Source organism: Planktotalea sp. (assembly GCF_039984035.1).
Lineage (GTDB): Bacteria > Pseudomonadota > Alphaproteobacteria > Rhodobacterales > Rhodobacteraceae > Planktotalea.
The window spans coordinates 1-12,593 of sequence record NZ_JBDWVM010000232.1; the positions used below are offsets into that span (position 1 = coordinate 1).

Consider the following 12,593-nt stretch of genomic DNA (forward strand, 5'->3'; position numbering starts at 1 on the left):
ATGAGCGGTTAGAAGAAGTCGATGGAGACTTGCAGCAGGCGCTCCACTTCGGGGACATCCGCGCTCATGGTAAAGAGCGCAATGACATCGCCTTCTTCAATGCCCAAATGGCCTGTTGGGCGATGGAGTTTACCCTCTTTCAGAACGCCGCCAACAAGCACTCCTTCGGGGAAATCGACATCGCGAATGACCTGCCCAGCAAGCGGTGAAGTCGATAAAACTTCGGCTTCGATCATTTCTGCCTCGGCATCCCCGATGGAATAGACCGCGCGCACGCGACCGTGGCGAATATGGCGCAAAATCGAACTTACGGTGGTCGCACGGGGGTTGATATAGGCATCAATTCCGAGTGGTCCCATCAAAGGCACCAAGGTTGGATCGTTGATCAGGGCAACAGCCATCGGGCAACCTGCGGCCTTGGCGCGTACCGCTGCAAGCATGTTGGTTTTGTCATCATCCGTCACTGCTAGGACGGCATCAGCGCGTTTGATGTTCGCTTCTGCAAGCAAAGACACGTCCAAACCGTCCCCATGCAAAACGATGGTCCGTTCCAGCGCATCAGCGGCGAATTCAGCGACTTCGCGGTTCTTTTCGATGATCTTCGCGCGTACGCGTTCGGTTCTACCCTCAAGCGCCTGCGCGACCGCCAAACCAACGTTGCCACCGCCGATCAAAACAACACGCTCTTGCAGTTTGTGGGTTTTGCCGAAAATTTCCATGGTGCGCGTGACGTCTTCGACATGGCTAAACACGTAGCATTCATCGCCGACAAACAACTGATCACCGGCTTCGGGCGCAAACAATGTGCCATCACGGCGCACGCCAACCACGATAGAGCGCAGCGTTGAAAATAGATCCGTCAATTGGCGCAACGGCGTGTTCACGATGGGGCAGTTTTCGTCAACCAACAGACCCAAAAGCTGGGCCTTCCCATCTAGGAAGGTTTCCGTATCAAACGCCGCCGGCGCCGAAAGCCGTTGTAGGGCTGCGTCTGCGACTTCCTTTTCAGGGGAAATCACGACATCGATCGGCATGTGATCACGGCGATACAGGTCAGAGTAGATCGCATCCAGATAAGATTGGCTGCGCAGGCGCGCGATCTTACGCGGGATCGCGAAAACCGAATGCGCCACTTGGCAGGTGACCATATTCACTTCGTCAGAATGGGTCGCGGCAATGATCATATCTGCATCGCGCGCCCCTGCCCGATCCAAGATATCTGGATAGCTGGCAAAGCCTGCAATGCCCTGAACATCCAATGAATCAGTTGCACGTCGCACGAGATCGGGGTTGTTATCAACCACCGTCACGTCATTGCTTTCACCGGAAAGATGTCGTGCAATTTGCCAGCCAACTTGGCCCGCACCGCAAATAATGACCTTCATGTTCGGCCCCTGCTGAACTCACGTTTGACTTGAATGACAGAGACACACAAGCGGGTCAATGGCTGAGCCCGCTTGAGAAACGCATGATGGTATCCATCCGAAGATCAGGATGAAACAGAGCGCGCGTGTGACGCAAAATGTATCAGTTCGCGTTTTCGACCTCATCATCCTCCACGCGCGCAACCCGTGCACCGGCCTTGTTGGTGGTCACAACGCCTAAGGATTTCAGTTTGCGGTGCAAGGCGGATCGCTCCATTCCAACAAAGTTGGCCGTGCGGGAAATATTGCCGCCAAAGCGATTGATCTGCGTCAGAAGATACTCGCGCTCAAAAGCTTCGCGCGCCTCGCGCAACGGCAATGTCGCAAGGGAGCCGGACAGAACAACGCGCCCCTCTTCTTCGCTCGCGCTTTGCTCATTTGGTAATTCGCGCGCCTCAATCGGGCCGGTGCTATCGCCAAGGATCAAGACCCGTTCGACCAGGTTCTTAAGCTGGCGCACATTGCCCGGCCAAACCATCGTTTGCATCAATGCTGCGGCCTCTTCAGAGATCGCGCGCGCTGCAAGTCCTTGAGATTTATGGCATTCATCAATGAAATGTTCTGCCAGAAGCGGAATGTCTTCGCGGCGCTCCTCCAAGGACGGCACTGGAATCGGCACCACGTTAAGGCGGTGATAAAGCTCTTCACGGAAGCGTTCACCTGCGATTTCGGCCTCCAAGTCACGGCTCGTCGAGGAAATTACGCGCAGATCAACGCGCACTTTGTCAGAGCCGCCAACGCGGGTAAATTGTTGGTCCACCAAAACGCGCAGGATCTTGCTTTGCGTGCCAAGTGGCATGTCCGCGACTTCGTCAAAATAGATCACGCCGCCGCTGGCCTGTTCCAGCAAACCGGGCTGAATGCCCTGATCTTTGCCCTCTTGGCCGAACAAAACCTCTTCCATGCGTTCAGGTTCCACGCCTGCGCAATTCACGGTGACGAAAGGCGCATCATCACGGTTTGAATTGGCATGGATATAGCGCGCGGCCACTTCTTTGCCCGACCCCGCAGGACCGCGCAGCATAACGCGGCCATTGGACTTGGTGACTTTGTCGAGCTGCGAAATCAACGTGCGGAAAGACGCGCTGTCGCCGATCATCTCTGTGCTTGGCGCATCGCGGCGCTTGAGCGAGTGGTTTTCGCGGCGCAAACGCGATGTTTCCATTGCGCGGCGGATCACCACCAAGAGCTGATCAATGTTGAATGGCTTTTCAATGAAATCATAGGCGCCCTGCTTGATTGCAGCGACGGCAATCTCAATGTTGCCATGTCCCGATATGATCACAACAGGTACGTCAGGATAGTCCTTCTTGACCACCTTCAGGATGTCGATGCCATCCATCGAGCTGTCCTTGAGCCAGATATCAAGGATCATCAAAGCAGGTTGCTCGGATGTCACCTCATTCATGCACTCGTCAGATGTGCCTGCAAGCCGTGTACTAAAGCCTTCGTCTTCCAGAATATCCGAGATTAGCTCTCGGATGTCCCGTTCATCATCTACAATTAGAATGTCGCCCATCATTCTCTCCACCATTTAAGTTTCTTCCGATGCAAGAGCTGCTTCGCCAGCGGCGAGAAGTGGTAAACGCACCACAGCCATCGCCCCTGGGCGCCCTTGCCCATTGATGAGCGGTGCATCGGTTAGAACCAATGATCCGCCATGTTCTTCGATAATTTTTTTTACGATCGGCAGGCCGAGACCCGTGCCCTTGTCGCGTGTCGTTACATAGGGTTCGAACAGCCGTGCGCGATCTTCTGGCAGGCCAATGCCGCTATCTGCGATCTTGATCACGGCATCCGACTTCTCAACGCTCAGTGTCACAGACACTTCGCTCACGAGATCGGCAAGACCGAATTTTTCCGCATAGCTTTCAATCGCTTCCCCAGCGTTTTTGATCAGATTGGTCAAAGCTTGGGAAATCATTGTCGCGTCAAGCTCAACGATCATTTCGCCCTCAGGCAGTGAAATGTCGAAAGAGACATCAGGCTGTCCCGCTTCTTGCAAAATTGCGGCATCGCGCACCAGAGCGATCAGATCATCGCTGCGTCTGTCGGGTTCTGGCATACGCGCGAACTTGCTGAATTCATCTACGATACGGCGCAAATCGCCGGTTTGACGGATGATGACGCCCGTCATTTGTTCAAGTTTTTCAGAGTTTTCGCCCAAAAGCGGGGTAAATTTCCGTTGAATACGCTCCGCCGAGAGTTGGATCGGGGTAAGCGGGTTCTTGATCTCATGCGCAATCCTGCGGGCCACATCGCCCCAAGCGGCCATGCGCTGCGCTGTGACGAGATCGGTCACATCATCAAAGGCCACAACATAGCCCTCTAACGTACCATCCTCGCGTCGGCGGCGGGACATGCGCACCAAGAGATTTTCAAGTTGGCCATCGCGGCTCACCTTGATCTCATCTTGGGCCGTATTCATGTGCCCCTTGCGTAGTTTTTCCAAAAGCGGTCCAAATTCAGGGACAGCAACCGAGAGCGCCACATCTGTTTGCGTTTCATGCCACCCAAGCAGGCGTTCAGCAGAGCGGTTCACAAAAGATACGCGCCCTTCTTCGTCCAAGCCCACAACGCCCGAGGTCACAGAGGTCAGTACCGAGTCAAACATACGGCGGCGGCGTTCGATCTGGCGGTTGTTCTCCAGCATCGTTTCGCGCTGCCCTTTAAGCTGACGCGTCATTTGGTTGAAGTATCGACCCAGCATGGCGATTTCATCATCGCCCTCTTCTTCGAGAACCTGCACATCGAGGTTACCAGACCCAACACGCTGCGCCGCGCCCGCCAAGCGACCCACAGGACGCGACAAACGTTCCGCAAACCAAAGGCCAAGCCAAACAGCGGCCAAGATAAGGATCAGGGCAAAGCCGATGTAAATCAGACCGAACTCGAACAAACGACGTCCGCGTTCGCTCTCTTGTTGTTGATAAAACAGCGCTGTCTCTTGGGTTTCATCGAGCAGTTGCAGGATTTGCCCATCGACCTGACGGCTGACATAGAGGTAGTGATCAACATACCCCGTTAGATTAAGAATGGCGCGGAACTCATTGTTCTGCCAGTCTTCTATGATATGTATGCCGTTGATACGCGCGCTTTCGATTTCGACGGGTGCAAGTTCGTCAAAGTCGAACAGATAAGAGCGATCACCGCGTGTGCGCACCTCGCCCGTGCCATCGACGATAAAGGCTTCGCGCAACCCACGTTGGATTTGCAATTGCCCTTCGCGCAGCACATCACCCAGATTAGCCGTGCCGGCAAACCGCACTTCCGCGCTACGACGGTTTAAGTAGCTGGCTAGGGCCGTGGCATCCTGCTCTAGATCGCGGCGATGTTCGTTTTCGTAGGCTTGCGCAGCTGCGAGCGAGTTTCCGACAACGCGCTGGACACGCTGCGAAAACCACGCCTCCAATCCCATATTGATCGTGAGGCCCGCGAAAATAGCGACTGTGACTGTCGGAATGAGTGCCATCAGCGCGAAAACACCAGTCAAGCGAAGGTGCAATCGTGATCCGGCGGAACGCGCGCGGCGCGCTGCGATCATCTTGGCCACGCGTTGTAGAACCAAGGCGGCGACGACAAGCACATAAACGAGATCAAGAAGAAGCACGAAGCGCAGGCTGGGCGCGCTGACGTTTTGATCCAGCGGACCAAGGACAAGGAATGTCGCTAGAGCCAGCACAGGACCGAGCAAGACAACGCAGAGCGTCACCGCGTTTTGGACCCGTCTTTGACGACGCCAATACGACAGTCGCGTCCACCATGACGCTTTGTTGCGCCGCGCCAAAGACGCGGACGCTGGTCCGTTTACAGGCTGGCTCACGCTCTGCCCTCGATCTATGGGAGCTTTTCGCTCCACCGCCAATTTTTGTGGCTCTCGTTAAGAATCGCGCAAGCGATGTGTTTGGGCCACGTTATGTTGCGGTTTTACATCAATTTGCGTTGCCGTGTCACGCGAATATCGAGGTCTGTGATTTTCTTACGCAAGGTATTGCGGTTTATTCCTAACAAATCAGCACATTTAGCCTGATTGCCACCCGTTGCCTCAAGTGAGATTTCGATCAACGGTTGCTCGAATTCACGCAAAATACGCGCATAAATGCCCGCTGGCGGCAAAGATCCGCCGTGCAAATCGAAATAACGACGCAAATGACGCTCGACAGAAGCAGAGAGTTTTTCGGTCGTCATCTCGCCCGTTAGAACAGGTTCGAGGTCTGGTTGACTTCCCAAAACCATTTCGACCTCAGAGCGGGTAATCGCATCTGTACGCGCTGTCAGGCTAAGGCGGCGCATAGCATTTTCCAATTGGCGCACGTTTCCGGGCCAGCTGTAGTCATGGATCAACTTACCTGCTTCGGCCGAAAGTCCACGCGCTGGTGCACCCTCTGCTTCGGACTTAGCAAGGAAGTGCTGCGCCAGCAGATCGATGTCCTCAACGCGCTCACGCAAGGCCGGCACAGATAGTGTCGCGCCACCAAGGCGATAATAAAGGTCTTGGCGCAGCTCACCGCTTTCCAACTTACCAGCCAAATCAACCAAGGACGTTGCCAAGAAACGCGGCACATGTTCACCGGGCGCATCCATCATGCGCACTAGACGGGCTTGGGCCTCTAGATCGATATCGGCGATTTCTTCAATAAGCAGCGTGCCACCCTTTGCGCGCGCCAAGGCACGCGCTGGACCTTCGATATCTTGCAGATCAGCAGTGCTCATGCTGACGAAAGGTAGCGTGCGACGGTCCGAGAAGTCATGGATCGCGCGCGCAATGGCCGTTTTGCCTGTTCCCGATTCACCGGTAATTAGAACTGGAATATCCGTGTTCATCACACGCGCAATCAGACTATAGAGCGCTTGCATGACCGGCGTTTGACCCACCAAGGGCAGCTCATCCCCAGTTGTGCGTTGATCCGTCGAGGTCGGCGCAGCGGAGCCGTTGTTGCTCGATAATGCACGCGCCGTGCGTTTCATCAGGTCAGGTAGATCAAAAGGTTTGGGCAGGTAATCATAGGCATCGGCCTCATTGGCCTTGATGGCGGTCATGATCGTGTTTTGCGCTGAGATCACGATCACAGGCAGGCCCGGGCGATCCTCATGGATCTTGGGGAGCATTTCCAGACCATTGCCATCGGGCATCATGACGTCTGAAATCACGACATCGCCCCGCCCTTCTGCGACCCAGCGCATCAGCGTGGTCAACGAAGAGGTTGCATGAACCTTACATCCCGCACGCGTGAGCGCTTGGGTGAGCACTGTTCGAATTGTGCGATCATCATCTGCAACGAGAACTGTACCGTCCATTAGTTAGTTTCCTTTTGTTCAATTGCCTCGGCTGGGGCCATTGGGAGTGAAATTCGAAATACTGTGCGCCCTGGCACTGAATCCACGGCGATCCAGCCGCCGTGATCTGAAATAATCTTGGAGACCAGCGCGAGGCCGAGTCCCGTTCCATTTTCGCGTCCCGAAACGAAGGGATCGAAAACATCGTCGGCGAGTTCCGGTGGGAGGCCCGGACCATCGTCGATAATCTCAATTTGAAGGGGCAAGGCACGCCCTGCACCGCTGGCGCGGCGCAAACTGAATGAATGCTCGAAGTATGTGCGCAGCCAAATCGTACCGCCCCCTTCGCCAGCTGCTTCAGATGCGTTTTTGAGCAGGTTCAGAACAACCTGCAAAAGCTGATCATTGTCCGCATAGGCCGCTGGCAGCGAGGGGTCATATTTTTCAATAATGTTCATCTCGGCGCCATAACCGAGCAAAACAGAGCGGCGCGCGCGATCCAGAACATCGTGCAGGTTTACAGCCTTGAGGTCTGGCGCATGAAGATTGCCAAATTGCTCAACCTGCTCGAGCAGTTTTACGATACGGCGCGATTCCTCGACGATCAGATCAGTCAGTTCCAAATCTTCGGGCGTGAGGTTCATCGACAGCAGCTGGGCCGCGCCCGTGATGCCCGCCAAGGGGTTTTTAATTTCATGTGCCAGCATTTCAGCCATACCAATGGCTGATTTAGCGGCAGATTTGACACCTTGGCTTTGGGAAATACGCCCAGCCAATTCACGTGGTGAAATCATAAGCACCATAAAGCCGTCATTGCCCGACAAGGGCGCAATCTGCAGGCTGCATTGCAACGGTGCGCGTTCTCCCGTGCCTACATCGACGTCATTCACAAACAACGGCGATGAATTTTTGCGCGCCCGTGCCAATGCGTCTTCCATCGGGGCATCAACGGCCAACTTGTCCCAGATTGGAGAGCCTCGCAGCGCTTTAACCGAACTGTTGAAGAAGCCCTCTGCCGCGGGATTAAGGTCCGCGATATTGTCGTCTGGGTCGATGAGAACCGTAGCGACGGGGAGCGACATCCAAATTGTTGCATCACTGATCATGCTGCATCTTCCTGAGTTTCTTGAGGGGCCAATGCGCGTGGCAAAAGCGAAATCACATTTTGGGGGTCACGGCTGGTCAAGATTGCTTTGCGCAATGCTTTTTCTGTTTTGGCACCGTCCATGTACCAACCAAGATGTTTGCGCGCGACGCGTCCGCCCAACTCATCGCCGTAGAATTTCAACATTTCTTGATAATGCGAACATACCATTTCGATTAACGCATCGCCGGTTGGAATGTTCGGCGTCGGCAGATCAAAAAGCTCAGCGGCAATCACCGCAAGCGCCCAAGGCTGCCCTTGCGCGCCCCGCCCGATCATGATGCCATCTGCACCGCTGAGGCGCAGTGCCTCGCGTGCTGTGGCGCTATCAACGATGTCGCCATTCGCGATAACTGGTATCTCAACCGCTTCTTTAATCGCGCGGATCGCGGCCCAATCCGCATGTCCTTTGTAGAATTGGCAACGGGTGCGGCCATGTATCGTCATCATTTGAATGCCCGCAGCTTCGGCGCGCACAGCCAACTCACCCGCATTGAGCAAGGCATCATCCCAACCTAGTCGGGTTTTCAACGTGACGGGCACGTCGACCGCGTCAACAACCGCCTCAATCAGGCCGAGCGCATGATCCAAATCTTTGAGCAAGGCAGAACCAGAATACCCGCTCGTGACCTTTTTTGCCGGGCAGCCCATGTTGATGTCTATAATTTGTGCACCATTCGCTGCGGCGATACGTGCGGCCTCCGCCATCCAGTAGGCTTCGCGCCCAGCGATCTGTACCGAGGTTTGCGCCGCGCCAAAGCCGAGCTCGGCCTTTTCGCGCACACCTGGCTTGGCTTGTACCATTTCCTGACTTGCAACCATTTCACTCACAACCAAACCAGCACCAAAAGAACTGACCAAGTTTCGAAACGGCAAATCCGTGATTCCTGCCAAAGGCGCCAGTAAAACTGGTGGCGCGAGGCATGTGGAGCCGATATGGAGCGAGTTCTTCATCCTATAGCCTTACAAAGTGGATTTCCCCGCCTCAATGGAGAGCGCATATAATCCAAGCAACAAACTGCTATCTGCCTAAAATTTAAGCAAATGACGCCGTGATTGCACCTTGGGCACGTCAGAGATAAGACTGCGGCATGAAAAAACAGCCTCAAATCAAACGCATCGGCGCTGTGATCGTCGCCGCTGGGCGCGGAACGCGCGCTGGTGGCCCCTTGCCTAAACAATGGCAACTGCTTGCTGGTCGCTCTGTTGCGCATTGGACCTGCGCGAGATTTACGCAGCGCCGCGATATTTCTGAGGTCATTTTGGTGATTCACCCCGACGATGCTGCGCATGCTGCATCAATAAAGGGCGTTCAGACCTGCAGTGGCGGGAAAAGTCGCGATGCATCGGTGCGCGCGGGCCTTGATGCGCTGAGCGAGAACACCACCCATGTGCTTATCCATGATGTCGCGCGCTGTACGGTGCCAGACGCTGTCATTGATGGTGTGATCGCGGCGCTCGATACGTCAATCGGCGCGGCGCCCGCCTTGCCCGTCAGCGATGCGCTTTGGCGCGGCGCAGATGGACAAGTGACTGGCACACAGGATCGCGCGGGTCTGTTTCGCGCTCAAACACCACAGGGTTTTTTACGCTCCGCGATTCACGCAGCCCACGCCGCCCATATAGGGAGTGCCGCCGACGATGTGGAAGTTGCGCGCGCCGCAGGTCTTGACGTACACATCACCCAAGGCGATGAGGCCAATCTAAAAATAACGACGCCTGCGGATTTCGCCCGCGCAGAGGCGCATTTGGAGCAGACAATGGACGTAAGACTAGGCAACGGTTTTGACGTGCACGCATTTGAAGACGGGGATCACGTCATTCTTTGCGGCGTTCGTATTCCCCACGATAAAGCCCTCAAAGGACATTCGGACGCCGATGTTGCTATGCATGCAGTCACGGATGCCATCTACGGCGCATTGGCAGATGGGGACATCGGCCAGCATTTCCCACCCTCTGATCCGCAATGGAAAGGCGCGGCGAGCGAAATCTTCCTGCGCCATGCGGTTGCTCTCGCAGTTGAGCGCGGCTTTGCGATTTCGAACATCGACTGTACGCTCATTTGCGAGCAACCCAAGATTGGCCCGCATGCCCAAGCGATGCGCTTGAAAATGTCAGAGCTGATGGGGTTGGATTTGGATCGCATCTCGGTCAAAGCGACGACAAGTGAGAAACTTGGATTTACAGGACGCGAGGAAGGCATCGCCGCCCTTGCCAACGCAACATTGGTGAAAACATGAACGCACTTGCCCGCCTGATTGGCACCGTCTTTTACGTCGGCCATATGCGCCCCGCGCCGGGCACATGGGGGTCCTTCGCCGCTTTACCGCTTGCCTACCTACTCTATCAACTCGGTGGGTTTTGGCTGTTCCTTATCGCCACCATCGCGGTTTTCTTTGTAGGCTGGTGGGCCACTATTGAAATGACAAAGGGCGCAGAGGATCACGACCCCTCTGAAATCGTCGTGGATGAGGTCGCAGGGCAATGGATCGCCCTGCTGCCCGTGCTTCATGGTACTTGGATGCTCGATCTCGGTGCGTTGGCGCTGTTGCCGGGTTGGGTTGCGGCCTTTGTGCTGTTCCGTGCCTTCGACATCACCAAACCCTGGCTTGTGGGTTGGGCAGACCGGCGCGACGATGCGCTTGGCGTCATGCTCGACGACGTGATCGCAGGAATTTTCGCAGGGCTTGGCGTTCTCGCTTTGGCGGCTTTGTTTCACTTGGTGATCATGTGAGCCTCGCCAGCGACATTCTTGATCGCGCGCGGCAGATGAATGTGATGATCACGACTGCAGAAAGCTGCACAGGGGGTCTCATCGCCGCCGCCCTGACCGATATCCCAGGCAGCTCGGCCGTTTTTGAGCGCGGTTTTGTGACCTACACAAACGAGGCCAAACAAGAGATGCTTGGCGTCGCCCTTGAGACCTTAGACAGTTTCGGTGCCGTCAGCGAAGAGATAGCGCGCGAAATGGCGGCTGGCGCGCTTGCGCAGTCCAAAGCGCAGATCGCGCTTTCGGTGACAGGCATTGCTGGACCCGGTGGATCGGATTTCAAACCCGAAGGACGCGTTTGTTTTGGGCTGTCTATGAATGGCACAACAACGAGTGAAACCATCGAATTTGGTCCCCTTGGTCGTGAAAATGTCCGCAACGCCGCGCGTGATCATGGGCTTTCACTGATCTACAACCAACTTTTTCATAACGCCTAAAATTTATACAACACCCCTATTTTTTTGATTAAACTTTGCTCAGTTTGCGATTTGCGCAGTTTTTAATCTCTAGTTTTCGCGAATGCACCTTTTTGTGGCAAAGATTGCGCGCCATTCAGTGCGCCAGCAAAATCACTCAAAAGGGAGGCTCTGATGAACGGCGCCGATACAAGTTGGATTATTGTGGCTACGGCTTTGGTCTTGTTTATGACCTTGCCCGGCCTCGCATTGTTTTATGGCGGCCTCGTGCGTGCCCGAAATGTACTCAGTGTCTTCATGCACTGCTACGCAATTGCATGTTTAATGAGCGTTTTATGGTTGGCCTTCGGGTATTCCATCGCCTTTGGTGACGGCGGCCCATATTGGGGTGGTCTCGGAAAATCATTCCTGAATGGCGTCACCACCGAGAGCCTGTCTGGCACCCTGCCCGAGGTTCTGTTCTTTGCCTTCCAGATGACCTTCGCAATCATCACGCCTGCGCTGATCGTTGGCGCATATGTGGAACGCGTTGGCTTTACCTTCGTTCTGCTCTTCTCCGGCCTTTGGATGCTGCTGTGCTACGCGCCAGTCGTGCATTGGATCTGGGGCGGTGGCATGATGGCTGACGGCGGCATCTTTGGTGAAGTCGGCGTGAAAGACTTTGCTGGCGGTATCGTGGTTCACGAAACAGCTGGACTTGCAGCGCTCATCCTCGCGATTTTCCTTGGACCACGGAAAAACCAGAATACACCACCCCACAATCCCGGCTTCGTAATGATCGGCGCGGCGATGCTTTGGGTCGGTTGGTTTGGCTTTAACGGTGGCTCCCAGCTCGCTGCTGATGGCGGCGCGGCAATGGCGATCACTGTGACACATATCTCAGCGGCAACCGCCTCTTTGACATGGGCGCTTTGGGAAAAGATCAAATTCGGCAAATCTTCCCTCGTCGGTATCGTTACAGGCACCATTGCGGGTCTTGCCTCCATCACGCCAGCATCCGGTTTTGTCGGCCCTGTTGAGGCGCTGATCATCGGTGCAGTCGCAGGCATTCTGTGCCAAGAAGCTGTCGTTGTGATCCGTAACCGTCTCAAGATTGATGACACGCTTGACGTCTTCGCAGTGCACGGCATTGGCGGTATCTTCGGCACGATCATGATCGCTGTCTTCGGTGCAGGCGCATGGGCGGCTCAGCTCGGCGGTTTGGCCGTGGTTGGCGCCTACACGATCGTTGTGACAATCGTTCTGATCTTCGTTGTGAAAGCCATCACGCCACTGCGCGTGGATGATGAAACCGAAATCAACGGTCTTGATCTGACAGTCCACGGCGAACGCGCGTACGACATGACTTCCTAAGCACGTCGACATGAAAGTTCTGAAAGGCGGGTCTTAACAGGCCCGCCTTTTTCAATTCCAGAGGGCGACGCGATGATCCATCACGCGCCGCCAAAGCGGCGGCATGAGGGCGATAACCGCCATCATAGGCAGGCTGTACGGGAGCATCGGCATCTGTTCTTCATCCAGTTGCAACGCAGGATACTGGCGCGACGGATGCGTATGATGGT

10 protein-coding genes and 1 pseudogene are annotated in these 12,593 nt (G+C 55.2%); 4 read left to right on the forward strand and 7 right to left on the reverse strand.

Annotated elements, in window-relative coordinates; all coding sequences use genetic code 11:
• Positions 1 to 8: 8 nt before the first annotated feature.
• From trkA to dusB, 6 genes are all read right to left on the reverse strand, one after another.
• Positions 9 to 1,385, reverse strand: a complete 1,377-nt coding sequence (gene trkA / locus ABJQ89_RS10480; protein ID WP_348496186.1) for a Trk system potassium transporter TrkA — start codon at positions 1,383 to 1,385, stop codon at positions 9 to 11.
• 142 nt (positions 1,386 to 1,527) lie between these two features.
• A complete protein-coding gene (locus ABJQ89_RS10485) occupies positions 1,528 to 2,943 on the reverse strand; it encodes a sigma-54 dependent transcriptional regulator (RefSeq protein WP_348496187.1) in 1,416 nt (471 codons plus the stop codon).
• Between the two features lie 15 nt (positions 2,944 to 2,958).
• On the reverse strand, positions 2,959 to 5,211 hold the full coding sequence (locus ABJQ89_RS10490; RefSeq protein ID WP_348496195.1) for a PAS domain-containing sensor histidine kinase: 2,253 nt from the start codon (positions 5,209 to 5,211) through the stop codon (positions 2,959 to 2,961).
• A gap of 140 nt (positions 5,212 to 5,351) precedes the next feature.
• The gene (locus ABJQ89_RS10495) at positions 5,352 to 6,722 is read right to left on the reverse strand and encodes a response regulator (RefSeq protein ID WP_348496188.1); all 1,371 of its coding nucleotides are present in this window, start codon (positions 6,720 to 6,722) and stop codon (positions 5,352 to 5,354) included.
• Positions 6,722 to 7,807: an ATP-binding protein gene (locus ABJQ89_RS10500; protein ID WP_348496189.1), complete on the reverse strand. Its 1,086-nt coding sequence runs from the start codon at positions 7,805 to 7,807 to the stop codon at positions 6,722 to 6,724. The genes ABJQ89_RS10495 and ABJQ89_RS10500 overlap by 1 nt, the downstream gene beginning before the upstream one ends.
• The gene (gene dusB / locus ABJQ89_RS10505) at positions 7,804 to 8,799 is read right to left on the reverse strand and encodes a tRNA dihydrouridine synthase DusB (protein WP_348496190.1); all 996 of its coding nucleotides are present in this window, start codon (positions 8,797 to 8,799) and stop codon (positions 7,804 to 7,806) included. The genes ABJQ89_RS10500 and dusB overlap by 4 nt, the downstream gene beginning before the upstream one ends.
• A gap of 137 nt (positions 8,800 to 8,936) precedes the next feature.
• Here dusB and ABJQ89_RS10510 point away from each other — a divergent pair, with 137 nt between their 5' ends.
• From ABJQ89_RS10510 to ABJQ89_RS10525, 4 genes are all read left to right on the forward strand, one after another.
• Complete coding sequence (locus ABJQ89_RS10510; RefSeq protein ID WP_348496191.1) at positions 8,937 to 10,085, forward strand: bifunctional 2-C-methyl-D-erythritol 4-phosphate cytidylyltransferase/2-C-methyl-D-erythritol 2,4-cyclodiphosphate synthase; 1,149 nt, start codon at positions 8,937 to 8,939, stop codon at positions 10,083 to 10,085.
• Positions 10,082 to 10,579, forward strand: coding sequence for a phosphatidylglycerophosphatase A (locus tag ABJQ89_RS10515; protein WP_348496192.1), 498 nt, complete (start codon positions 10,082 to 10,084; stop codon positions 10,577 to 10,579). Before ABJQ89_RS10510 ends, ABJQ89_RS10515 begins: the two co-directional genes overlap by 4 nt.
• Positions 10,576 to 11,052: a CinA family protein gene (locus tag ABJQ89_RS10520; protein ID WP_348496193.1), complete on the forward strand. Its 477-nt coding sequence runs from the start codon at positions 10,576 to 10,578 to the stop codon at positions 11,050 to 11,052. The genes ABJQ89_RS10515 and ABJQ89_RS10520 overlap by 4 nt, the downstream gene beginning before the upstream one ends.
• Positions 11,053 to 11,205: 153 nt before the next feature.
• Positions 11,206 to 12,384, forward strand: coding sequence for an ammonium transporter (locus tag ABJQ89_RS10525; protein WP_348496194.1), 1,179 nt, complete (start codon positions 11,206 to 11,208; stop codon positions 12,382 to 12,384).
• A gap of 51 nt (positions 12,385 to 12,435) precedes the next feature.
• Here the strand turns inward: ABJQ89_RS10525 and ABJQ89_RS10530 are convergent.
• Positions 12,436 to 12,593 (reverse strand): annotated as a pseudogene (locus tag ABJQ89_RS10530) (alkane 1-monooxygenase); the annotation flags it as partial.